At 60.5% G+C, this 21,784-nt stretch carries 22 protein-coding genes, 1 tRNA gene and 1 pseudogene; 13 read left to right on the top strand and 11 right to left on the bottom strand.

The features are described from left to right. Window positions 1-4: 4 nt before the first annotated feature. The 6 genes from HH213_RS04830 to HH213_RS04805 all read right to left on the bottom strand — a co-directional run bounded on the left by HH213_RS04830 (window position 5) and on the right by HH213_RS04805 (window position 5,031). On the bottom strand, window positions 5-784 hold the full coding sequence (locus HH213_RS04830) for a substrate-binding periplasmic protein (protein ID WP_169111099.1): 780 nt from the start codon (window positions 782-784) through the stop codon (window positions 5-7). After that, window positions 775-1,548 carry a substrate-binding periplasmic protein gene (locus HH213_RS04825; RefSeq protein WP_110844829.1) on the bottom strand — a complete coding sequence of 258 codons (774 nt, stop codon included), beginning with the start codon at window positions 1,546-1,548 and terminating at the stop codon, window positions 775-777. Before HH213_RS04825 ends, HH213_RS04830 begins: the two co-directional genes overlap by 10 nt. A gap of 118 nt (window positions 1,549-1,666) precedes the next feature. Beyond that, window positions 1,667-1,742: transfer RNA gene (locus HH213_RS04820), tRNA-Lys, on the bottom strand. A gap of 49 nt (window positions 1,743-1,791) precedes the next feature. Further along, entirely contained in the window at window positions 1,792-3,591 is a 1,800-nt protein-coding gene (gene tfpB, locus HH213_RS04815) for a type IV pilus assembly ATPase TfpB (RefSeq protein WP_169111097.1), read from the bottom strand. A 19-nt stretch (window positions 3,592-3,610) separates the two neighbouring features. After that, window positions 3,611-4,414 (bottom strand): spermine/spermidine synthase domain-containing protein, encoded by an 804-nt coding sequence (locus tag HH213_RS04810; protein ID WP_169111095.1) that lies wholly within the window; start codon window positions 4,412-4,414, stop codon window positions 3,611-3,613. A gap of 101 nt (window positions 4,415-4,515) precedes the next feature. Continuing rightward, the gene (locus tag HH213_RS04805) at window positions 4,516-5,031 is read right to left on the bottom strand and encodes a glycine zipper 2TM domain-containing protein (protein ID WP_110844826.1); all 516 of its coding nucleotides are present in this window, start codon (window positions 5,029-5,031) and stop codon (window positions 4,516-4,518) included. Window positions 5,032-5,452: 421 nt separating this feature from the next. Here HH213_RS04805 and HH213_RS04800 point away from each other — a divergent pair, with 421 nt between their 5' ends. The 5 genes from HH213_RS04800 to HH213_RS04780 all read left to right on the top strand — a co-directional run bounded on the left by HH213_RS04800 (window position 5,453) and on the right by HH213_RS04780 (window position 10,591). Continuing rightward, window positions 5,453-5,845: a barstar family protein gene (locus HH213_RS04800; protein ID WP_229263302.1), complete on the top strand. Its 393-nt coding sequence runs from the start codon at window positions 5,453-5,455 to the stop codon at window positions 5,843-5,845. An 80-nt stretch (window positions 5,846-5,925) separates the two neighbouring features. Further along, the gene (gene purN, locus HH213_RS04795; protein WP_169111093.1) at window positions 5,926-6,537 is read left to right on the top strand and encodes a phosphoribosylglycinamide formyltransferase; all 612 of its coding nucleotides are present in this window, start codon (window positions 5,926-5,928) and stop codon (window positions 6,535-6,537) included. A 19-nt stretch (window positions 6,538-6,556) separates the two neighbouring features. Then, the gene (locus tag HH213_RS04790; protein ID WP_169111091.1) at window positions 6,557-7,864 is read left to right on the top strand and encodes an RsmB/NOP family class I SAM-dependent RNA methyltransferase; all 1,308 of its coding nucleotides are present in this window, start codon (window positions 6,557-6,559) and stop codon (window positions 7,862-7,864) included. A 68-nt stretch (window positions 7,865-7,932) separates the two neighbouring features. After that, entirely contained in the window at window positions 7,933-9,279 is a 1,347-nt protein-coding gene (locus HH213_RS04785; RefSeq protein WP_169111089.1) for a mechanosensitive ion channel family protein, read from the top strand. Window positions 9,280-9,394: 115 nt separating this feature from the next. After that, entirely contained in the window at window positions 9,395-10,591 is a 1,197-nt protein-coding gene (locus HH213_RS04780; RefSeq protein WP_169111087.1) for a DesA family fatty acid desaturase, read from the top strand. A 129-nt stretch (window positions 10,592-10,720) separates the two neighbouring features. Here HH213_RS04780 and HH213_RS04775 read toward each other — a convergent pair. From HH213_RS04775 to radC, 4 genes and pseudogenes are all read right to left on the bottom strand, one after another. Beyond that, window positions 10,721-12,118, bottom strand: a pseudogene (locus tag HH213_RS04775) (methyl-accepting chemotaxis protein); the annotation flags it as partial. An 85-nt stretch (window positions 12,119-12,203) separates the two neighbouring features. Next, window positions 12,204-12,371 carry a 50S ribosomal protein L33 gene (gene rpmG, locus HH213_RS04770; RefSeq protein WP_005665735.1) on the bottom strand — a complete coding sequence of 56 codons (168 nt, stop codon included), beginning with the start codon at window positions 12,369-12,371 and terminating at the stop codon, window positions 12,204-12,206. A gap of 13 nt (window positions 12,372-12,384) precedes the next feature. Continuing rightward, window positions 12,385-12,621 (bottom strand): 50S ribosomal protein L28, encoded by a 237-nt coding sequence (rpmB, locus tag HH213_RS04765; protein ID WP_008451488.1) that lies wholly within the window; start codon window positions 12,619-12,621, stop codon window positions 12,385-12,387. A gap of 161 nt (window positions 12,622-12,782) precedes the next feature. Next, window positions 12,783-13,457: a RadC family protein gene (gene radC / locus HH213_RS04760; protein WP_110844820.1), complete on the bottom strand. Its 675-nt coding sequence runs from the start codon at window positions 13,455-13,457 to the stop codon at window positions 12,783-12,785. Between the two features lie 111 nt (window positions 13,458-13,568). Here radC and HH213_RS04755 point away from each other — a divergent pair, with 111 nt between their 5' ends. From HH213_RS04755 to HH213_RS04730, 6 genes are all read left to right on the top strand, one after another. Then, window positions 13,569-14,021, top strand: coding sequence for an FKBP-type peptidyl-prolyl cis-trans isomerase (locus HH213_RS04755; RefSeq protein ID WP_169111085.1), 453 nt, complete (start codon window positions 13,569-13,571; stop codon window positions 14,019-14,021). 7 nt (window positions 14,022-14,028) lie between these two features. Next, entirely contained in the window at window positions 14,029-14,994 is a 966-nt protein-coding gene (gene ispH / locus HH213_RS04750) for a 4-hydroxy-3-methylbut-2-enyl diphosphate reductase (protein WP_169111083.1), read from the top strand. A 248-nt stretch (window positions 14,995-15,242) separates the two neighbouring features. Further along, a complete protein-coding gene (locus HH213_RS04745; protein ID WP_161046799.1) occupies window positions 15,243-16,172 on the top strand; it encodes a branched-chain amino acid ABC transporter permease in 930 nt (309 codons plus the stop codon). Window positions 16,173-16,184: 12 nt separating this feature from the next. After that, on the top strand, window positions 16,185-17,402 hold the full coding sequence (locus HH213_RS04740) for an ABC transporter permease subunit (protein WP_110844816.1): 1,218 nt from the start codon (window positions 16,185-16,187) through the stop codon (window positions 17,400-17,402). Between the two features lie 11 nt (window positions 17,403-17,413). Continuing rightward, the gene (locus HH213_RS04735) at window positions 17,414-18,184 is read left to right on the top strand and encodes an ABC transporter ATP-binding protein (RefSeq protein WP_169111081.1); all 771 of its coding nucleotides are present in this window, start codon (window positions 17,414-17,416) and stop codon (window positions 18,182-18,184) included. Continuing rightward, a complete protein-coding gene (locus HH213_RS04730) occupies window positions 18,184-18,906 on the top strand; it encodes an ABC transporter ATP-binding protein (RefSeq protein WP_110844814.1) in 723 nt (240 codons plus the stop codon). Before HH213_RS04735 ends, HH213_RS04730 begins: the two co-directional genes overlap by 1 nt. 247 nt (window positions 18,907-19,153) lie before the next feature. Here the strand turns inward: HH213_RS04730 and HH213_RS04725 are convergent, their stop codons facing one another. Next, complete coding sequence (locus tag HH213_RS04725; RefSeq protein ID WP_169114966.1) at window positions 19,154-19,711, bottom strand: phasin family protein; 558 nt, start codon at window positions 19,709-19,711, stop codon at window positions 19,154-19,156. A gap of 340 nt (window positions 19,712-20,051) precedes the next feature. Here HH213_RS04725 and HH213_RS04720 point away from each other — a divergent pair, with 340 nt between their 5' ends. Both HH213_RS04720 and HH213_RS04715 read left to right on the top strand, forming a co-directional pair. Then, the gene (locus HH213_RS04720; RefSeq protein WP_174864392.1) at window positions 20,052-20,960 is read left to right on the top strand and encodes a DMT family transporter; all 909 of its coding nucleotides are present in this window, start codon (window positions 20,052-20,054) and stop codon (window positions 20,958-20,960) included. Between the two features lie 10 nt (window positions 20,961-20,970). Next, window positions 20,971-21,666, top strand: coding sequence for a nitroreductase (locus HH213_RS04715; protein ID WP_169111079.1), 696 nt, complete (start codon window positions 20,971-20,973; stop codon window positions 21,664-21,666). Window positions 21,667-21,784 lie beyond the last annotated feature (118 nt).

Here is a 21,784-nt window from a genome sequence, read left to right as displayed (position 1 = left end):
TTGCTCAGTCCCACTTCTTCAGCAGCTTGGCCAACTCGCCGCTGCGGTCCAGCTGCTCCACCGCGCGCTGCACGCGCAGCCGCACGGCGGGATCGACGTGGGTGCCCATCGCCATGTAGACGTCGGTGGAAGCCATCACCGCCGGCAGGATCTTGACCTTGCCGGCCACACCGGCGCGGGCGATAAAGCCCTGCATGCCGGGCGCGCGGTGCAGGAAGAAGCGGCCGCGTCCCGCCACCAGCTTGTGCAGATTGATGCTGGGGCTGGTGGCGCTGGAATCTACGCGCAGGCCGCCGATCCGCTCCAGCATTTCCGGCGTGGTGTAGCCGCGGTTGGTCAGCACCACGCCTTGCGTGCCAAGCTTGCGCACATCGTCCCAGTTGGCGATGACGGCCGGATCGTCGGCGCGTGCAATCAGCTGGTAGCGGAACTGGAACAGCGGCGGATCGAGGAAGACATACTGGCGGGCGCGCTCGTCGGTGCGCTGCACGGCGCACAAGGCGTCATGCTGGTGGGTGGCCAGTTCGGAATGTGCGCGCAGCAGCGGCAGCCATTGCTGGTCGCCGACAAATTGCAAGCCGGGATCGACCCGCTCGATGGCGCGGTACAGATCGACGCACAGGCCGACCACGCGACCGATGCCGGCCGGGATGAACTTGGGTTCGGTGCCTTCCTGCGCCACTACCTTCAGCACGGTCGGTTGCGCCCACGCCAACGGCGCGCACAGCAGTGCGCCGCTGAATAGCAGTCGTGCTTGCCATCGTGCTGGCGCCTTCAATCCCATTTGTGTATCAGCCTTTCCAGTTCACCTTTTTTTTCCAGCGAGAAGAGCGCGTTCGCGATGCGGTCGCTGGTCTTGCGGTCCAGCTGCTTGCTGGCAGTGAAGTATAACTTGGCGCTGTACATTATCTGCGGCAGGATTTTGACCTGGCCGGCGGTGCCGGTGCGTTGCAGTAGTTTATGCAAACCGGGGCCGCGATGGAAGTATAGGCGGCCGCGCCCGGCGACCAGTTTATGCAGGTTCAGTTCGGCGCGCGGCGAACTGGCGTCGACCGTGAAGCCGCCCATGGCGGTGAGGATCTCGCCGGCCGCATAGCCGCGATTGACCAGCACCACTGCGCTGGGTCCCAGCTTGCGCACGTCATCCCAGTTGTTGACGGTGATGTCGTCGTCGCTGCGGACCAGGAAGTGATAATCGATGGTGTACAGCGCCGGGCCGATGAAGTTGAAGAGTTTTTCGCGATCCGGCGTGCGCTGGATGGCGCAGCCCGCGTCCTCGGTGCCGTTGGCCAGTTCCGCGATAACGCGGATCAGCGGCTTCCATTGCTGATCGCCGACGAAGCGCAGGCCAGGATCGATCTGCTCGACAGCGCGCATGATGTCGATGCACAGGCCGGCGATCTTGTCCTTGCCGTCGGCGATGAATTTGGGTTCGGAGCCTTCCTGGGCGGCGGTGCGCAATGTCACCGTGGCTTCGGCGGCGGCCAGCGTGGGCATCCAGAACGCCGCTACCAGCAGCGCTGCCCCTATGCTGTACATGCCTGCCATAACGTCCCCAAAAGTCCGGCGCCTCGCGCTCTATGACACTAGCTTACACCAGAGGATGCTTGCCAACATCCGGGGCGAAAAAAAAGCTTCCAGTCTGGAAGCTTTTTTAGGAATTCGGTGGTAGGCCGTGCGGGATTCGAACCTGCGACCAACGGATTAAAAGTCCGCTGCTCTACCAGCTGAGCTAACGACCCCCGAAAGAGGCCGTATTATATACAGTCCGGCGACAATTGCAAAGTTCTTTTATTTCATGCCCAGCGCGGCCGTGACTTTCAGCACTTCGTCGGCGGTGGTGACGCCTTCCTCGATCTTCAGCGCGCCGGCGATGCGCAGCGGTTTCATGCCGTCGGCCAGGCTTTGCCGGCGCAGCGCCTGGATGTCGGTTTCTTCGCGCACCTGCGCGCTGAAGGCTTCGGTCACGGTCAGCAGTTCGTACAATCCCGTGCGACCGCGATAGCCGGTCTGCCGGCACTCCGGACAGCCGACCGGCTTGTACACGGTGGCCGGCTTGGGCAGATTCCATTCGCCCGCCAGGCTGGACCAGATCTCGTCGCTCAGCTCGCCACCCTCGGCCTTGCAGTCTTCGCACAGCGTGCGCACCAGCCGTTGCGCCATGATGCCGATCAGCGTGGCTTCCAGCAGGTAGTAGGGCACGCCCAGCTCCAGCAGTCGCATCACGGCCGATGGCGCATCGTTGGTGTGCAGCGTCGACAGCACCAGGTGGCCGGTCAGCGCCGCCTGGATCGCCATCTCGGCGGTGGCCAGGTCGCGGATCTCGCCAACCATGATGATGTCCGGGTCTTGCCGCATCAGCGCCCGCACGCCATCGGCGAACGACAGGTCGATGCCGGGCTGCACCTGCATCTGGTTGAAGGCCGGCTCGACCATCTCGATCGGATCTTCCACCGTGCAGACGTTGACCTCGGAAGTGGCCAGCGCTTTGAGCGTGGTGTACAGCGTGGTGGTCTTGCCGGATCCGGTCGGTCCGGTCACCAGGATGATGCCGTGCGGACGCTGGGTCAACGCGTCCCAGCGTTCGGCGTCGTCCAGCGGGAAGCCGAGTTCCGGCAGCGTCTTGACCACCACCTCGGGATCGAAAATCCGCATCACCAGCTTTTCGCCGAACGCGGTCGGCAAGGTCGACAGGCGCAGCTCGACTTCCTGGCCGCCGGCGGTGCGGGTCTTGATGCGGCCGTCCTGCGGGCGGCGCTTTTCGATCACGTCCATGCGGCCCAGCAGCTTGATGCGCGCGGTCATGGCGATCATCACCACCGCTGGCACCTGGTAGACCTGATGCAGCACGCCATCGATGCGGAAGCGGATCGCCGCCATGTCGCGCTTGGGTTCGAGATGGATGTCGGAGGCGCGCTGTTCAAACGCGTACTGCCACAGCCAGTCGACGATGTTGATGACGTGCTGGTCGTTGGCGTCGACCTGCTTATTGCTCTTGCCCAGCTCGACCAACTGCTCGAAGTTGTTGCGCAGCGACAGGTCGTTGCCGCCGGTCTTATTGGCCTTCTTGATCGACTTGGCCAGGCTGAAGAACTGCGTGATGTACTGCGCGATGTCGAGCGGATTGGCGATCACGCGGCGCACCGCGCGGCGCGAGATCTTGGCGATCTCGGCTTCCCACTCGTGCGAATACGGATCGGCGGTGGCCACCACCAGCGTATCGGCGTTGAGTTCCACCGGCAGGATGTTGAAGCGGGCGGCGTAGCTGGCCGACATCACATCGGCTACTTTGGTGAAGTCGATCTTCAGCGGATCGATGCGGATGAAGGGCAGGTTGACGCGCGCCGCCAGCCATTCGCACAGCGCGTCAAGCGTCAGCAGGCGGTGCGGCGGTTGCGCCGACAGCAGCTTGGCGTGCGCCACCGCGCACAACGGATGCATATAGCCGCTGGTGTTCTTCAAAATGGCCGAGCTCTGCGCGTAGAGCTCCTTAACCTCGGCCTTGCGGATCATGCCGTCGGCCAGCAGCCAGGTGTAGATCTGTTGCAGATCGAGCGGGGCCGCTTTGCTCGGGGCGATTGCTGAATTCATCTGTGCGGCCACCTTTCCGTTATTTTGTGGCGATGCCCTTGACCCAGGACTTGGCCGGCAGTTTGGTCGCGGCGACGATCTGCGCGGCACGCGCCGTCAGCGCTTCCAGGTCGATGCTGCGGGCGCGCTTGAAGGCGATCGCGACTACGTTACCATCATGCACCTGCGGCAGGCAAATCACCTGCGCAAAGGCGAATTTGATGGCCTTGAGGTTGCGCGCGTAGCTCGGGTGGTCGCCGAACAGGTTGATGGTCATCACGCCGTCGTCGGTCAGGCAGGCGTTGCAGGCCTGGTAGAACTCCGGCGTGTCGAGCACTGGACCGCGCGCGGTGGCGTCGTACAGGTCGACCTGCAGCGCGTCCAGCGTGTCGACGTTGGCCTTGTCGTTGACGAAATCCAGCGCGTCCATTTCCAGCACATGCAGGCGCTCGTCGTTGGGTGGCAGCTTGAACATGGTCTCGCAGATGGTGATCACCGACGGATTCAGTTCGATCGCGGTGACCTGCGCCGAGGGAAAGGTGGTGTAGCAGAACTTGGTCAGCGCGGCCGTGCCCAGGCCCAGCTGGGCGATGCGGCGCGGCTGTTCCAGCCACAGCATCCAGGCCATCATCTGCTGCGCGTATTCCAGCTCCAGCCAGTTCGGCTTGCGGATGCGCATCGCGCCCTGCACCCACTCGGTGCCGAAGTGCAGGTAACGCACGCCATCGAACTCCGACAAGGTCACCGGCGCATACTTCGGCTTGCGCGCCGGTTTGGCGGCCGGCGCCGATGCTGCCGGACGCGAGGATTCTTCTTTTTCGATGGATTTACGTTTGATTAACATTGGGAGTGATTAGAGGACAGCAGCAGGAGGATGAACCGGCATTATCTGAAAACAACAATGCCGGCGCAAGGCCGGCATTGAAAAGACGTAAGCTGATTGGCTTAACGTTGCGATGGCTCAACCACCACGCGCAGACGGATGCGGTCACCCGGGTCGTAGGACATCGGGGTGGTGTAGTTGCGGCCCTGGTAGCTATACGTCACCTGGTAGCCCGAGGTGCGCGACTCCCAATGGTCGACGGTGCGGCATTGCTTGACCGCTTGTTCCTGCACGCCGCCGCTGTTTGGCGTGTTGGCGTTGTCGACGCGGTCACCGACCAGCGCGCCGGCGATGGCGCCCGCAGCGGTAGCCACCGAACGGCCCGAGCCGCCACCGATCTGGTTACCGGCCAGGCCGCCCACCAGGCCGCCCAGGATGGCGCCGCCGACGCCGCGTTCCGGCGCCGGTTGCTGGACCTGTACATATTCAGTGCGGCATTCCTGGCGCGGGCTGTTGACTTGTTGGACTTGTGGCACGACATTCACCACGCGGCCGAAATCTTCAAAATCGGCGGCCTGGGCAAAAGGCAGGGCGCTAGCGCAGAGTGCAGTTGCGATCAGTTTGGCTTGCAAGTTCATTTGGAGACCTCGTTGTGTTCAGGGTGTCTATCAGGGGGATTCTGATATTGCATGAATCGTATGGTAATCCTGTCGCCGCGGCGCGACTAGCCCCTCTTCGGTATCTGTGGCAACAAATTGTAACAGCGGACATCAAGCGAATTGTGCCGATTTCACCGCTAAACCCGATGAAAATCTTCTGTTTTTAACAAATATTGCGTTGAATATCATATACGTGTTGATCTGGGAGGAACAACACGTTACCCTAATATGCGTATGGGATTCAGAAACATATTGAATCAACCATGGCCGGCGCCGACCCGTCAGCCATGTTTCGTGGACAGGTGCTCAAATTATTTACTCATTAATTCACAAGTTAGGCACTCCCGACAGCAAAGTGGACACTCCGTACATACCAGGTCAAATTGAGGGAAACGAGAGCTTGCTGGCCAGTGTGCCGGCCAACCTCGTGCAGTCGATCCGCGCCTTCCGCGTCGGTGAGCTGCAGGAAGAGGCGGCCCGCCTGGGACAGCACTTCCTGTATGCGCATCCAAACACCGGCGCCACCAAGCAGCAGGTGCTGGGGCTGATTGCGGAATCGTTCCTGTTTCCCAAGGGGATAGGCAAGAATTTCGACGGTCTGCGCGCCACGCTGACCGACACCATGTTCCAGGCCGGTACGCAAACCGGCTTCCTGGTGGTACTGGAACAATTGCCTAACACCCAGAAATTTGACAAGGAAGCACGGGAAACCCTGCTGGACGTGTTCCGCGACGCGGCCGACTACTGGGCCGACAAAAAAGTGCCGTTCCGGGTCTTTTACTCCTTCGAGTAGGCCGGCGCGCGCCTGCTGCATCGCAACAATTCTTGCCTTTTAGTGGCCCTGCGAGGTGGGACGCGGTACAATGCCGGGTTATGAAAAACATCGTCATTCTGATTTCTGGTCGCGGCAGCAATATGGAAGCCATCGTCCAGGCGCTGCAATCCGAGCGCTGGCCGGCCCGCATTGCCGCTGTCATCAGCAATCGCGCTGACGCGCCCGGCCTGGCTTTTGCGGCCGCGCACGGCATCGCGACGGCGGTGGTGGCCAACAAGGACTACGCCAGCCGCGCCGAATTCGACGCCGCGCTGCAAACCGTGATCGACGGCTTTGCGCCGGATCTGGTGGTGCTGGCCGGCTTCATGCGCATCCTGACCGAGGCATTCGTCACGCATTACGCGGGCCGCATGCTGAATATCCATCCGTCGCTGCTGCCGCTGTTCCCCGGGCTGGCGACGCATGCGCAGGCGCTGGCCGCCGGCGTGCGCGAGCATGGCGCCACGGTGCATTTCGTAACGGCCGAACTCGACCACGGGCCGATGGTGTTGCAGACCAGCGTGCCGGTGCAGCCGGAAGATACGGTCGAAACCCTGTCGGCCCGCGTACTGGAACAAGAGCATGTCATTTACCCGCGCGCAGTGCGCTGGTTTGTAGAAGACCGGCTGACGGTGGCGCAGGGCGCGGTCCAGGTGGACCACAGCAAGTAAAAATTAACCAAGGAATTCCATGAGATTGCCTCCAGCGATACTCGCCAACGCCGAAGAAGTGTTGCGCGAGATTTTGCGCTTTGCCGCGCCAGCCGATACCACCCTGTCGCGCTATTTCAAAGACCACCCGCGCCTGGGCGGCCGCGAACGCGGTGCGATTGCCGAGTCCGTGTACAACGTGCTGCGCAACAAGAACTTCTACACCGACTTCTCCGAAGCCGGCGGTGGCGCCACCATGCGCCGCCTGACCCTGCTGGGCATGGCCGACGCCGTCGGCCTGGACTCGCTGGGCGGCCTGAGCGAAGACGAAGTGGCGTGGGTGACCCGCATCCTGGAAATCGACCGCAAGGTGATGCATAAATCCAGCCGTTCCAACATGCCGAAATGGCTGTTCGAGAAACTGGTGGAGCAGTATGGCGAAGCAGAATCGCTGGAGCTGGCCGACGCCCTGAACCAGCCGGCGCCGCTGGACCTGCGCGTCAACACGCTCAAGGCCAACCGCGACGACGTCATCGCCAAGCTGGCCGAGGCGCCGATCCGCGCCACGCCGACGCCGTTCGCGCCGCAGGGGCTGCGCGTGCTGCAAAAGCCGCAGCTGCAAAACCTGCCGCTGTTCAAGGACGGCCACATCGAAGTGCAGGACGAAGGCAGCCAGCTGCTGTCGGCCCTGGTCGCGGCCAAGCGCGGCGAGATGGTGGTGGACTTCTGCGCCGGCGCCGGCGGCAAGACGTTGTCGCTGGGCGCGACCATGCGCAACACCGGCCGTCTGTACGCGTTTGACGTGTCGGAAAAGCGTTTGACCAAGCTCAAGCCGCGCCTGGCGCGCAGCGGCCTGTCGAACGTGCATCCGGTGGTGATCGCGCATGAGCGCGACGCCAAGATCAAGCGTCTGGCCGGCAAGATCGACCGCGTGCTGGTCGATGCGCCATGCTCGGGCCTGGGCACCTTGCGCCGCAACCCTGACGTCAAATGGCGCCAGAAGCCGGAAGCCATCGGCGAACTGCAAGTCAAGCAAGCCGCCATCCTGGACGGCGCCGCCCGTCTGGTCAAAGGCGGCGGCCGCCTGGTCTACGCTACCTGCTCGGTGCTGGAAGACGAGAACGAGTTCATCGCCAAGCAATTCCTGGAAAGCCATCCGGACTTCGAACTGGTGCCGATGAACAAGGCGCTGGCCGAGCAGAAGATCGAGCTGGAGATGGGCGACTATCTGAAGCTGCTGCCGCACAAGCACCAGACCGACGGCTTCTTCGCCGCCGTGTTCGAGCGCAAGCCGATGGCCAAAAAGGTCAAGCAAGAGGAAGAACCGGCCGAGCAAGCCGACGAGTAATGCAACAGGCCGGAGATTCCGGCCTGTTTTACGTTAATCTATCCATCCCTTATATACAGTCACGCGCAATGACCCAACAACAGCCCCTGCTCAATCTGATCGACGACCTGACCGGTGACCTGCATGAACCCAGCCTGGTATTGCAGCTGCTGGCCATCGCGCTGTCGGTGCTGGTCGGCTTTGGCCTGGCGCGGCTGTTGCGCAAGCGTTTCGGCCGGCACCACGAGGCGCACACCGGCATGCTGGGCTTTGGCGTGGAGAGTTTCGGCCGCGTGATGGCGCCGTTGGCGGTGATCGGCCTGCTGGCCTTGTCGCGCCTGATCCTGGTCAAGTACCACTACACCCATGTCAACTGGATCCGGGTGGCGATGCCGATCTTCGGTTCGCTGGCGGTGATCCGCTTCACCTTCTATCTGCTGCGCCGCGTGTTTGCGCGCAATGGCCGCACCATCAGCCCGAATATGCTGGCGTTCGAGAAAGTGTTCCAGCTGCTGGTGTGGCTGGCCTTCGTGCTGTACATCACCGGCCTGTGGGTCGATGTGTTCGAGTTTATGGACAACACCGTGCTGCCGCTGGGGAAATACAAGGTGTCGATTGGCGACATCCTGCAGGCCACGGTGTCGGTGGTGGTGCTGCTGATGCTGGCGCTGTGGGCCGGCGCCGCGCTGGAAGAATGGCTGATGAAAATGCCGGGCATGCACACCAATCTGCGGGTGGTGGCGTCGCGCACGGCGCGCGCGGTGCTGATCCTGGTGGCTGTGCTGATGAGTCTGTCGCTGGTGGGGATCGACCTGACCGTGCTGTCGGTGTTCGGCGGCGCGCTGGGCGTCGGCCTTGGTCTGGGCTTGCAGAAGATCGCCAGCAACTATGTGTCCGGCTTCGTCATCCTGCTGGACCGCTCGCTGACCATCGGCGACATGATCACGGTCGACAAATACAGCGGCAAAGTCACGCAGATCAACACCCGGTACACGGTGCTGCAAAGCCTGGACGGCATGGAATCGATCGTGCCTAATGAAATGCTGGTGTCGGGCGCGGTGCAGAACTCGTCGCTGTCCAATAGTCTGCTGAATATCTCGACCAAGGTGTCGGTGGCGTACGACACCGACGTCGATCTCGTCATCCAGCTGTTGAACGACGCCGCCTTGACGGTCGAGCGCGTGTTGAAGGACAAAGCGCCGTCGGTCAACCTGACCAGCTTTGGCGCCGACGGCCTGGAACTGACGGTCAGTTTCTGGATCAACGATCCGCAGAACGGCCGCGGCGGCGTAACGTCCGACGTCAACCGGGCGATCTGGCGTACACTCAAAGAAAACAATATCTCTGTGCCATTCCCGCAACGGGAGATGCGCATCCTCGGCCCGGTGCCGGCCGTCCTGGCGGAACCGGAAAGCACGACCGTGCCTAAAGAATAGTCAGTAGACCCCGCTTGTTTCAGCGTACAATGTCGTCCAAAAGTTATAACTGACGGGTGACCGTACGCCTGTCGAAAACACAATCTTGGCCCTCCGGCCATCCTTTGGAGTAGTAATGGATTTATACGCAGTATTGGATTTCTTGTCGAACGGCATCACCCGCCTGAGTGGCTGGGAAGTGTTCTTCTACACGATGGTGGTCACCCACATCACCATTGCCAGTGTGACGATTTACCTGCACCGCTGCCAGGCGCATCGTGCGCTGGACCTGCATCCGATCGTCAGTCACTTCTTCCGTTTCTGGCTGTGGCTGACCACCGGCCAGGTGACCAAGGAGTGGGCCTCGATCCACCGCAAGCACCACGCCAAGTGCGACACCGAGGAAGATCCGCACAGCCCGGTTACGCGCGGCATCAAGAAAGTATTCTGGGAAGGCGCCGAACTGTATCGCGCCGAATCGAAAAACCAGGAAACCATGGACAAGTATGGCCATGGCACGCCGGATGACTGGATGGAACGCAACGTCTACACGCGCCACAGCGCGGCCGGCGTGGTAGCGCTGCTGGTGATCAACTTCGCGCTGTTCGGCGTCATCGGCATCACCGTGTGGGCGGTGCAGATGATGTGGATTCCGGTGACGGCGGCCGGCATCATCAACGGCATCGGCCACTATTGGGGCTATCGCAACTACGATTGCGCCGATGCGGCCACCAACATCATCCCGTTCGGCATCCTGATCGGCGGCGAAGAGTTGCACAACAACCATCACACGTTTGCGACCTCGGCCAAGCTGTCGTCCAAATGGTACGAGTTCGACATCGGCTGGGGTTATATCCGCGCGCTGGAAATCGTCGGCCTGGCCAAGGTGAAGAAACTGGCGCCGGCGCCGAAGTTCGCCAAGGACAAGCTGGAAGCCGACTTCGACACGCTGCAATCGGTGATCGCCAACCGCTACGACGTGATGGCCAAGTACGCCAAGTCGATGAAGCATGCATGGAAAGAGGAACTGGAGCACCTGAAGGACAAGGCCCAGCTGGAAGCGCGCTTCCTCAAATCGTCACGCAAGCTGATGCAGCGCGAGCCGGCCAAACTGGAAGCGCCGCAGCAGCAGCAGCTGACGGAACTGTTCCAGCACAGCAAGGCGCTGGAAACTATGCACAATATGCGCGTGGAACTGGGCGTGATCTGGGAGCGTTCGCACTTCACCCGCGACCAGCTGCTGCACAAGCTGCAAGACTGGTGCAACCGCGCCGAAGCGTCGGGCATCAAGTCGCTGGAAGACTTTTCGCTGCGCCTGCGTAGCTACGCTTAACGCGGCGACACGCGATACCATGGCCCTGCGGGGCCATTTTTTTTGTCGTCCGCAATATGCGATAACAGTCCCGGCAGTGGGCGCGGGACGAAAAAAAAGCCACTCACACACCGAGTGCGGTTGTCAACCTCAGTTGGCGTCCTGCAGCATCAGTCCGGCCGGTGGTGCAGCGCGCCGTGGCGCCGGCCCGGTGTGGCGGGCGTCGCTGCGGCTGTCGCCCAGCTGGAACACGCTGACCGCCTGCGACAGGTCTTGCGCTTGTTCCTGCAGCGCGCCAGCGGCAGCGGCCGCTTCCTCAACCAGCGCGGCGTTCTGCTGGGTCACCTGGTCCATCTGGGTGATGGCGTCGTTGACCTGCTCGATGCCGTTGCGCTGCTCTTCGCTGGCGGCGGCGATATCGTTGATCAGATCGGCCACGCTGCGTACGCTGGCCACCACTTCCTGCATAGTGGCGCCGGCGCGGTCGACCAGCTTGCTGCCGGCATCGACTTTGTTGACCGAGTCGTCGATCAGGGTCTTGATTTCCTTGGCGGCGCTGGCCGAGCGCTGCGCCAGATTGCGCACTTCGGTGGCCACCACGGCAAAGCCGCGGCCTTGTTCGCCGGCCCGCGCCGCTTCCACCGCCGCATTCAGCGCCAGGATATTGGTCTGGAAGGCGATACCGTCGATCACGCCGATGATGTCGGCAATCTTGCGTGCCGAATCGTTGATGGTGCCCATTGTGGTCACCACTTCGGCCACCAGCTCGCCGCCGCGCGTGGCCACCCCGGAGGCCGTGCCGGCCAAGTCGCGCGCCTGGCGGGCGCTGTCAGCATTCTGCTTGACGGTGGACGTCAGTTCTTCCATGGAGGACGCGGTTTCTTCCAGCGAACTGGCCTGCTGTTCGGTGCGCGACGACAGGTCCATATTGCCGGCGGAGATTTCGACCGCCGCCGTGGCGATGGTGTCCGTGCCCTAGCGCACGCCGCGCACGATGGTGGTCAGCGCGGCGTTCATGTCGCGCAGCGCCTGCATCAGCTGGCCGATCTCATCCTTGCTATCGACCGAGATATGGCTGCTCAGGTCGCCACGCGCCACGCGCTGCGCCAGCGTTACTGCGGCCGACAGCGGCACGCTGATGTTGCGGCCCAGGAGCCAGGCCAGCAGTGCGGCCAGCGCCGCCGCCGCCAGGCCGCCGCCGATGATCAGCAACTCCGTCTGGCTACGCACGGCAGCCGCTTCCGTATTGCGGCGCTTGAGCAGATCGCGCTCGGTGCCGCCGATGTCGCTCAATAGTTGGCGCATGCTGTCCATGGCCGCCTTGCCCTTGCTGGACTGTTCCTCGGCGACCACCGCCGCCAGCGCCTCGGCATCGTCGCCGCGGCGACGCAGGGCGATCGCCGGATCGATCGCGGCGCTGAGCCATTCCTGCTGTTTTTCCGCTAAGCGCTTCAGGCGTTCCTGTTGCGCCGGGTTGTCGGCGGTGAGTTCGGTCAATTCGCGCAGATGGGCCTGGAACGACTTCTTGCCGCCGTCAATTGTGCGTAGGGGCAATACTTTGGAGAGAGGACGGGCAGAGGGCAAAAAAAACCGCTGACGTCGTCAGCGGCTTTTCGTAAGAAGCGAGATCGAATTACTTGATCTTGGTTTCTTTGTAGATCACGTGCTTGCGTGCTTTAGGATCAAACTTGGTGATCTCCATTTTAGCAGGCATCGTGCGCTTGTTTTTGGTCGTGGTGTAGAAGTGACCCGTACCTGCGGTCGATTCCAGCTTGATTTTGTCGCGGCCAGTTTTTGCCATGATAGCTCCCTATTTAGACTTTTTCGCCACGGGCGCGCATGTCGGCCAGTACGGCATCGATGCCGACTTTGTCGATTACGCGCAGACCAGCGTTGGACAGACGCAGGGAGACCCAGCGGTTTTCAGATTCAACAAAAATACGACGGTTCTGCAGGTTAGGCAGGAAACGACGTTTGGTTTTGTTGTTTGCGTGGGAAACATTGTTGCCGACCATCGGCTTCTTCCCAGTAACTTGGCAAACACGTGCCATAACGCACTCCTTAAAAGACATTCCACAATTGGAAAAACGAGAGTATATCCAAAAACAGCAGGTTTTTCAATCACTTACGAAAAACAATTGTGTCTTGATATCGTTAAAAAATTTAACAATTGTGAATCCACTCGTAAACCCTTGAGCGCACAGGGGTAAACTTACAGTTGTCCATGCTCGGCAAACGAATGAACTTGATGCCCGGCCACCACAAAATGGTCGAGGATGCGGATATCCACCAGCGCCAGCGCCTGCATCAGGGCCCGCGTCAGCAGCAGGTCGGACTCGCTGGGCTCCGGCGTGCCGGACGGGTGATTGTGGGCCAGCATCACGCTGGCTGCGTTGCGCGCCAAGGCTTCCTTGACCACCTCGCGCGGATACACGGAGGTGTGCGTCAAAGTGCCGCGAAACATTTCCTTGGCGTCGATCAGGCGGTTCTTTACGTCCAGGAACAGCACGTGGAAGGATTCAAATGGCTTGCCGGCAAAGGCGGTGCGCAGGTATTCCTTTACCGCGCGCGGTGAGCTGAGCATGACGCCGGCCTTGATCTCTTCAAGAATGGCACGCCGCGCCAGTTCCATCACCGCCTGCAGCTGGGCGAACTTGGCCGGTCCCAGCCCGTGCACCAGGGCGAATTCCGGCAGGGTCGCGCCGAATAGCCGTTGCAGTGATCCAAAGTGGTGCATCATCTCCTGGCCCAGCTGAACCGCATCCTTGCCGGCCACGCCGGTGCGCAGGAAAATCGCCAGCAACTCGGCCTCCGACAGCGCCTGCGCGCCTTCGCGGATCAGCCGCTCACGCGGGCGTTTTTCTTGCGGCCAGTCCAGGATCGGCATGTGGATTCTCCTAAATCGCCATTTACTTTGCATCAGTGGCGGGCAGACAAAGCGATGCGGATCAAAGGTGGCTTACAATATGGCCTTTCCCAGTCCAACGAAGCTTAAGTCATGTCTAACGAGCAACCTGTTGTCACCGCGTCGTCGTATCTCACCCTGAATTACCGTCTGGCCTCGCTGGATGGCAACAATATTGTCACCACCTTTGACGCCACGCCGGCCACCCTGCTGATGGGCCAGGGCCAGTTGGCACCGGTGCTGGAAGAATTGCTGATCGGCCTGCCTGAAGGCACGCACAAGACCTTCGACCTGGAACCGGGCGTCGGCTTCGGCCCGCGTAATCCGGAGTTGATCCGCGAAGTCAGCCGCGCTACGCTGGACCAGAACTCGGCGCCGGACGCCGACTACAAGATCGGCGACCTGGTCGACTTCGCCGCGCCGGGCGGCGGCCGCTTTGCCGGCATTCTGCGCGAGCTGGGCGATGAAACCTGCGTGTTCGACTTCAACCACCCGCTGGCCGGCCAGCCGCTGAAGTTTGAAGTGCAACTGATTTCCGTACTGTGAGGAATGCATGAGCGATAAAGAACTCCTGCTGGCCCAGCCGCGCGGCTTTTGCGCCGGTGTCGACCGCGCCATCGAAATCGTCGAGCGCGCGCTGCAACAGTTTGGCGCGCCGATCTACGTGCGCCATGAAATCGTCCACAACGCCTACGTGGTGGCTGACCTGCGCGCCAAGGGCGCGGTCTTTATCGAGGATCTGAACGAAGTCCCGGCCGGCAATACGCTGGTGTTCTCGGCGCACGGCGTGTCGAAGGCGGTGCGGGCGGAAGCCGACGCCCGCGGCTTCAGCATCTTTGACGCCACTTGCCCGCTGGTCACCAAGGTGCACGTGGAAGTGGCCAAGATGCGCAAGCAGGGCTGCGAGATCATCATGATCGGCCACGACGGTCACCCGGAAGTGGAAGGCACCATGGGTCAGACCGAAGAGGGCATGTATCTGGTGGAAACCGTGGCCGATGTGGCCAAGCTGCAGGTCGCCAAGCCGGACCAGCTGGCATACGTGTCGCAGACCACGCTGTCGGTCGACGACACCGCCGACATCATCGCCGCGCTGAAGGTTAAGTATCCAGCCATCATCGAGCCGAAGAAGGGCGATATCTGCTACGCCACCACCAACCGCCAGGAAGCCGTGAAGTTCATGGCGCCGCAGGTGGAAGTGGTGATCGTGGTCGGCAGCCCGAATAGCTCCAACTCCAACCGCCTGCGCGAAGTGGCGGAAAAGAAAGGCACGCCGGCCTTCATGGTCGACAACGCCACGCAGATCAAGCCGGAATGGCTGGAAGGCAAGCTCCGGGTCGGCGTCACCGCTGGTGCCTCGGCGCCGGAAGTGCTGGTCCAGGCCGTGATCGACCGGTTGAAGGAACTGGGTGTGCGCAGCGTACGTCCGCTGGAGGGCGTGGAGGAGAATGTCACCTTCCCGCTGCCGAAAGGTCTGGACGGTGGGCCAAAAACTGCACCAATCGAGGGCGCGGCCTAATCATTTACCTTTAAAAACGGAATATAATTCCGTTCTGTTCGCGTTATTCCGGGATTAGTTTTCTGGAATTCTCGTTATGATTTGCCTCGCCCTAAAAAGTTGTCCTTTCGGCTTAATAAAACCGGGCGACAGAGAGATCAGGCAGGCATGAAACTTGCATCGTGAACGTGTAGTCAACGGCGGCACTACGGGGACACCCGGGTGCCGTTTTTGTTACATGGACGCATAACAATAGGTAAAGGCAGAGCATGGATACTTTTATCCAACAAATTATTAACGGGCTAGTGCTGGGCAGCATGTACGCACTGGTCGCGCTGGGCTACACCATGGTGTACGGCGTACTGAATCTGATCAACTTCGCCCACGGCGACGTGCTGATGATCGGCGCCATGACCGGCTTGACGATCCTCAACTTCCTCAACACGCATTTCCCCGACATGCCGGGCGCCGTCAAACTGGCGATCGCCATCGGCGGCGCCATTCCGGTCTGCATGATCGTCAACATCATCATCGAGCGCGTGGCTTACCGCCGCCTGCGCAATGCGCCACGGCTGGCGCCGCTGATCACCGCGATCGGCGTCTCGACCCTGCTGAACGTGTTTGCCATGATGATCTGGGACCGCAACCCGCTGCCGTTCCCGCAACTGCTGCCGTCCGACCCGGTCATGATCGGCGGCGCCGTGATTACCCCGACCCAGATCCTGCTGCTGGCGCTGGCGCTGGTGTCGATGGCCGGCCTGGTGCTGCTGGTGGAAAAAACCAAGATGGGCCGCGCCATGCGCGCGACGGCGGAAAACCCGCGCGTCGCCGGCCTGATGGGCGTCGATTCGAACCTGGTCATCGTCGCCACCTTCGCGCTGGGCGCGGCGCTGGCGGCGGTGGCTGGCGTGATGTGGGGCGCCAACTATGCGTCCGTGCAATTCACGATGGGCTTCCTGCCGGGGCTGAAAGCCTTCTGCGCGGCGGTGCTGGGCGGCATTGGCAATATCTACGGCGCCATGGTCGGCGGCATCGTGCTGGGCATTATTGAAAGCCTGGGCGCCGGCTACATCGGCGACCTGACCGGCGGCTTCCTCGGCAGCCACTACCAGGATATCTTCGCCTTCGTGGTGCTGATTCTGGTGCTGACGGTGCGTCCGTCCGGCATCATGGGTGAGCGCGTGGCGGACCGGGCATAAGGGGAGACGACCATGGCACTGATTAATTTCGACTTCCAACGCAATCCGCGCAAGGCCGCCGTCAGCACGACGGTGCTGGTGGCGCTGTTGCTGATCTTCCCATTCTTTGCCCAGCAGTTCGGCAACTCCTGGGTGCGCATCGCCGACATGGCGCTGCTGTACATCATGCTGGCGCTGGGCCTGAACATCGTGGTCGGCTTTGCCGGCCTGCTGGACCTGGGCTATATCGCCTTTTACGCGGTCGGCGCCTACCTGGCCGGCCTGCTGGCCTCGCCGCAATTTGCGGCGCTGCTGGAATCCATCATTAACCAGTACCCGGTGCTCGGCGATTCGCTGGTGGCGATTCTGGGACCGGAAATCCAGCAGAACGGCATCCACCTGTCGGTGTGGGCCATCGTGCCGATGGCGGCGGCGCTGGCCGGCTTCTTCGGCGCGCTACTTGGGGCGCCGACGCTGAAGCTGCGCGGCGACTACCTGGCCATCGTTACGCTGGGCTTTGGCGAGATCATCCGCATCTTCATGAACAACCTGAACGAGCCGATCAATTTCACCAACGGTCCGCAGGGCATCAATATGATCGACCCGATCCGCGTGTTCGGCGTCAATCTGGGTGGCGAGGCCGGTTCGCGCGCCACCGTGTTTGTCGGCGGCTTCGGCATTCCTTCGGTCAACGCCTACTACTTCCTGTTCCTGGCGCTGTGCGTGGCGGTGGTGTTCGTCACCTCGCGCCTGCAACACTCGCGCCTGGGCCGCGCCTGGGTGGCGATCCGCGAAGATGAGATCGCCGCCAAGGCGATGGGCATCAACACCCGCAACGTCAAGCTGCTGGCGTTCTCGATGGGCGCCTCGTTCGGCGGTGTGGCCGGCGCCATGTTCGCCTCGTTCCAGGGCTTTGTGTCGCCGGAGTCGTTCTCGCTGACGGAATCGATTGTGGTGCTGGCGATGGTGGTGCTGGGCGGTATCGGCCACATTCCGGGCGTGATCTTGGGCGGCGCGCTGCTGGCGGCGTTGCCGGAGGTGTTGCGTCACGTGGTGGAGCCGCTGCAGGAGAAATTGTTCGGCCACGTGCTGATCGAGGCGGAAGTGCTGCGCCAGCTGCTGTACGGCCTGGCGCTGGTGCTGACCATGCTGCTGCGGCCGGCCGGCTTGTGGCCTGCGCCCAAGCATGAAGACCGGCCGGATGGCGACTCCGACACCAAGAATCAATCGTCCGGCGTGATGGCGGCGTAAGGAACACAGACATGACAGAACAGGTAATTCTCCAGATCGCCGGCGTCAACAAGCGTTTCGGCGGCTTGCAGGCGCTGACCGATGTCGGCATCAAGATCATGAAAGGCCAGATTTATGGCCTGATCGGCCCGAATGGCGCCGGTAAAACGACGTTTTTCAATGTGATTACCGGCCTGTACCAGCCGGACACCGGCACCTTCGAGCTGGCCGGCAAGCCGTATTCACCGTCCGCGCCGCATGAGGTGGCCAAGGCGGGGATCGCCCGCACCTTCCAGAATATTCGCCTGTTCGGCGAGATGACAGCGCTGGAAAACGTCATGGTGGGGCGTCACGTGCGCTCCAGGCAGGGCGTGTTCGGCGCCATCTTCCGCCACAAGGCGGCGCGCGAGGAAGAGGCGGCGATTCGCCAGCGCGCGCAGGAGCTGCTGGATTTCGTCGGCATCGGCAAGTTTGCCAGCCGCACCTCGAAATTCCTGTCGTATGGCGACCAGCGCCGCCTGGAAATCGCCCGTGCGCTGGCGACCGATCCGCAGCTGCTGGCGCTGGACGAACCGGCGGCCGGCATGAACGCCACCGAGAAACTGGCATTACGCGATTTATTGACAAAAATCAAAGAACAGGGCCGGACAGTGTTGCTGATTGAACACGATGTCAAGATGATGATGAGCTTGTGCGACCGCATGATGGTGCTGGAGTACGGCAAGCCGATTGCAGAAGGACTGCCGGCGGAGATACAAAGTAATCAGGCTGTGATTGACGCCTACCTGGGAGGATCGCACTAATGAGCGACAATGTTCTTAAAGTATCGGGACTGAAAGTCGCGTACGGCGGCATTAAAGCCGTCAAGGGTATCGATCTGGAAGTGAATAAGGGCGAGTTAATCGCTTTGATCGGCGCCAATGGCGCCGGTAAAACCACCACGTTGAAAGCAATTACCGGCACGCTGCCGCCTTGTAAAGTCGAAGGCACGATTACTTATCAGGGTGAATCGCTGAAAGGCAGTAAATCTTTTCATTTGGTTGAAAAGAAACTGGCGATGGTACCGGAGGGCCGTGGTGTATTTACCCGTATGTCGATTCAAGAGAATCTGATGATGGGTGCATATACTCGCAATGATAAAGCCGGGATTGAAGCGGATATTGCCAAGTGGTTTGATATATTCCCGCGTTTGAAAGAACGCGCGCAGCAATTGGCAGGGACGTTATCGGGCGGTGAACAGCAGATGCTGGCGATGGCGCGGGCATTAATGTCGCATCCCCAATTGCTGTTATTGGATGAGCCGTCGATGGGCTTGTCGCCTATTATGGTGGAAAAGATTTTCGAGGTGATTCGCAATGTCTCGAAAGAGGGCATTACCGTGCTGTTGGTGGAACAGAATGCGAAACTCGCACTGCAAGCCGCGCACCGCGGTTATGTCATGGACTCCGGGAATATCACTATGACCGGCAACGCCAAGGATATGCTGGACGATCCACGCGTCAAGGCCGCCTACCTCGGGGAATAAGCCCCAAGCATCATGCAAAGCCGCTCAGAGCGATCTGAGCGGCTTTTTCTTGGGCGATGCATGCCATTTATTGGCATATTCGCGCCACGCTTTAGCGTAGGCGGCGACTTTGTACCCCCGCACATCACTGCGGCCGGGGTCTGACCCCGGATGGGGTCAGACCCCTCTGCTAGGGGTAATAAAAAAGCCTCGGGTCACCGAGGCTTTTGCGAGATAAGCGGCACCCTACCGTGCCGTTTTATCTTAATTATTTCTTAGGCGTTACTTTAGCGGCAGCAGCGTTGAATTGGCTCACGGCTGCATTCACATTGGTTTCCAGCGATTCAACAGCTTGTTTCGCGGTTTTGGTGAACTGCTCGTAACCGGCGGTGGCATTGCCGATTGCCGATTTAAACAGTGCCACGGCATTTTCGCTACCGGCTGGTGCATTTTTGCTGACTTCATCAACCAGCGAAATAACTTTACGATTGGTTTCAGCGATTTGGTTTTCAGCAGCTTTGCTGAATTCAGCGCCGGTGGTGCTGGCGATGGTTGCCAAGTGGCGGCCATACGCGATGGTTTTTTCTGCATTAGGCTGAGCTTGAGCAGTAGCCAGCGAGAAGAATTCTTGTGGATCTTTAGCGGCCAGCAATTGCTTGGTGGTTGCCGAAGTTTCTTCCAACGAAGCCTTGGCAGCGGTCAGATTCAAGTCGACGAATTTCTCCACGCCTTCAAATGCTTTATTGGTCAGGGTCGAGAAGATAGCGAATTGCGCTTCGAAATTGGCTTTGGTCGCATTGGAAAATTGCTCAGGAATCGAAAACATTTGGTTCTCCAGAAAATAGTCGTTCATTAAAATAACTGCTTGTGTGTGTTTCTACCGTCGGTGAGAAACAGCCCAACTACGTTTCAGACCGAACAACAAATTGTGCAACGCAACAAACCCGATTTTACGACCTCCAGAAATTAAGTCAAGCGATTTTTTGTGCGTTGCATCAAAGAACCTTAAGTTCGTCAACTAGAATATTTTCCTAGGGAACTATTCCTTAGGAATGAGGCAAACAGGGGCTTGCCGGTGGAAAAAACGCTGCCGTGTTAGACTCAATGACACCCGAGTCGGCGCCGCATTCCGGCGCCGATTGCCTTTTAGATCACAAGTTATTCTGATGCCTGATACGCCCCACGCCGCGCAAACCGCCCGGAACGCCAGTTTTTTGTCGCCGTTGCCGCTGTTTTTCGTGCTGTTGTGGAGCAGCGGCTTTATCGTCGCCAAGTTCGGCCTGCCGTATGCGCCGCCGCTGACTTTCCTGTTGTTGCGCTTTCTCGGCGTGCTGGTGTTCCTGGTACCGGCCGTGCTGGTGCTGCGCGCGCCTTGGCCGCATGGCAAGATCGGCCACATCGCGCTGGCCGGGCTGCTGGTGCAGGCCGGCTACCTGATCGGTGTCTGGTGCGCCATCAAACAGGGCATGCCTGCCGGCTTGTCGGCGCTGATCGTCGGCATGCAGCCAATCCTGACGGCGTTCGCCGCGCCCCTGATCGGTGAAAAAGTGCTGCCGCGCCAATGGCTGGGTTTGCTGTTCGGCATTGGCGGGGTAGGGCTGGTGGTGGCCGCCAAGATCCAGCTGGTCGGACTTTCGCCGGATGCCATTTTATTGTGCGTGCTTGCACTATTCAGTATCACGGCCGGCACGCTGTACCAGAAACATCATTGCCCGCAATTCGACCTGCGGGTGGGCACGGTGATCCAGTTTGCCGCCTCGACCATTGTGGTCTTGCCGCTGGCAATGTACTTCGAAGGTCTTGGCCCGGATTTTGCTGCGGTGCAGTGGACACCGCGCTTTGTGGGCGCTTTGCTGTGGTCGGTGCTGGGGCTGTCGATCGGCGCGATTTTCTTGCTGTTCGCGTTGATCCGCAGAAATGACGCCACCCAGGTCACCAGTTTGATGTATCTGACGCCGCCAACCACCGCTATCATGGCATGGCTGATGTTTGGCGAAGCGTTCAACGCCCTCGGCATGGCTGGCATGGCGCTGGCGGTGACCGGCGTGATATTTGTAGTCAAGAAATCCAAGTGAGCGAGGAAGCATGATTTCAACTCCCGAGCAGCAGGCTGTCGACGCCGCGATCACCTCGCGCCGCTCCCTGCGTGCCTTTTTGCCGACCCCGGTCGCGCACGAGGATATCGAACAGATTTTGCAAGTGGCCGGCCGCGCGCCGTCCGGCACCAACACGCAGCCGTGGAAAGTCTATGTGTTGCAAGGTAAGCGCAAGCAGCAGTTGTCTTCGGCGATATTGGCCGCACATAATAATCCAGAGCAAGCGAGTCAGCACAAGGAAGAGTACGCCTATTACCCGCAGGAATGGGTATCGCCTTATATAGATCGCCGCCGCAAGGTAGGCTGGGATTTGTATTCGCTGCTGGGCCTGACTCGGGACAACAAAGCCGGCATGGCCGCCCAACATGCAAAGAATTACGATTTCTTCGGCGCCCCGGTCGGCCTGATCTTCACCATCGACCGCGTGATGGAGCAGGGCTCCTGGCTGGACTACGGTATGTTCCTGCAGAACATAATGGTCGCGGCCCGGGCCCGCGGCTTCGACACCTGCCCGCAGGCAGCTTTTACCCAGTATCACCGCATCATAAGCCAGCAGTTGCAGTTGCCTGAAAGCGAAACGGTGGTGTGCGGCATGGCGCTAGGTGTGGCCGATTTGAGCAAAATCGAAAACTCTTTAATCACTGAGCGGATGCCGCTCACAGAATTTGTTAAATTTGTCGAGTAAGACTAGCTTGTTTTTTCCTCTATTGCGCCAACACAACCATTGGTGCGATGAGTGTTAAATTTCCTTGCGCTGGCGCAGCGTTTTGCTACACTGCAACGGGTCTTGGCTGATTTCTTTT

This window comes from Duganella dendranthematis, assembly GCF_012849375.1.
Classification (GTDB): Bacteria; Pseudomonadota; Gammaproteobacteria; order Burkholderiales; family Burkholderiaceae_D; genus Rugamonas; species Rugamonas dendranthematis.
Note: the sequence above shows the minus strand (reverse complement) of the source record. Positions and strands in the feature narration are given on the sequence as shown.

Excerpts from the sequence above, each read along its gene's own strand:
- HH213_RS04735 (WP_169111081.1), top strand. The coding sequence starts at position 17,414 with ATGACAGAACAGGTAATTCTCCAGATCGCCGGCGTCAACAAGCGTTTC.
- HH213_RS04715 (WP_169111079.1), top strand. The coding sequence starts at position 20,971 with ATGATTTCAACTCCCGAGCAGCAGGCTGTCGACGCCGCGATCACCTCG.
- HH213_RS04740 (WP_110844816.1), top strand. The coding sequence starts at position 16,185 with ATGGCACTGATTAATTTCGACTTCCAACGCAATCCGCGCAAGGCCGCC.
- rpmB (WP_008451488.1), bottom strand. The coding sequence starts at position 12,621 with ATGGCACGTGTTTGCCAAGTTACTGGGAAGAAGCCGATGGTCGGCAAC.
- HH213_RS04755 (WP_169111085.1), top strand. The coding sequence starts at position 13,569 with ATGTCTAACGAGCAACCTGTTGTCACCGCGTCGTCGTATCTCACCCTG.
- HH213_RS04810 (WP_169111095.1), bottom strand. The coding sequence starts at position 4,414 with ATGTTAATCAAACGTAAATCCATCGAAAAAGAAGAATCCTCGCGTCCG.
- HH213_RS04790 (WP_169111091.1), top strand. The coding sequence starts at position 6,557 with ATGAGATTGCCTCCAGCGATACTCGCCAACGCCGAAGAAGTGTTGCGC.
- HH213_RS04825 (WP_110844829.1), bottom strand. The coding sequence starts at position 1,548 with ATGGCAGGCATGTACAGCATAGGGGCAGCGCTGCTGGTAGCGGCGTTC.
- HH213_RS04805 (WP_110844826.1), bottom strand. The coding sequence starts at position 5,031 with ATGAACTTGCAAGCCAAACTGATCGCAACTGCACTCTGCGCTAGCGCC.
- purN (WP_169111093.1), top strand. The coding sequence starts at position 5,926 with ATGAAAAACATCGTCATTCTGATTTCTGGTCGCGGCAGCAATATGGAA.
- tfpB (WP_169111097.1), bottom strand. The coding sequence starts at position 3,591 with ATGAATTCAGCAATCGCCCCGAGCAAAGCGGCCCCGCTCGATCTGCAA.
- HH213_RS04830 (WP_169111099.1), bottom strand. The coding sequence starts at position 784 with ATGGGATTGAAGGCGCCAGCACGATGGCAAGCACGACTGCTATTCAGC.
- HH213_RS04730 (WP_110844814.1), top strand. The coding sequence starts at position 18,184 with ATGAGCGACAATGTTCTTAAAGTATCGGGACTGAAAGTCGCGTACGGC.
- ispH (WP_169111083.1), top strand. The coding sequence starts at position 14,029 with ATGAGCGATAAAGAACTCCTGCTGGCCCAGCCGCGCGGCTTTTGCGCC.
- HH213_RS04780 (WP_169111087.1), top strand. The coding sequence starts at position 9,395 with ATGGATTTATACGCAGTATTGGATTTCTTGTCGAACGGCATCACCCGC.
- HH213_RS04725 (WP_169114966.1), bottom strand. The coding sequence starts at position 19,711 with ATGTTTTCGATTCCTGAGCAATTTTCCAATGCGACCAAAGCCAATTTC.
- radC (WP_110844820.1), bottom strand. The coding sequence starts at position 13,457 with ATGCCGATCCTGGACTGGCCGCAAGAAAAACGCCCGCGTGAGCGGCTG.
- HH213_RS04720 (WP_174864392.1), top strand. The coding sequence starts at position 20,052 with ATGCCTGATACGCCCCACGCCGCGCAAACCGCCCGGAACGCCAGTTTT.
- HH213_RS04745 (WP_161046799.1), top strand. The coding sequence starts at position 15,243 with ATGGATACTTTTATCCAACAAATTATTAACGGGCTAGTGCTGGGCAGC.
- HH213_RS04785 (WP_169111089.1), top strand. The coding sequence starts at position 7,933 with ATGACCCAACAACAGCCCCTGCTCAATCTGATCGACGACCTGACCGGT.
- rpmG (WP_005665735.1), bottom strand. The coding sequence starts at position 12,371 with ATGGCAAAAACTGGCCGCGACAAAATCAAGCTGGAATCGACCGCAGGT.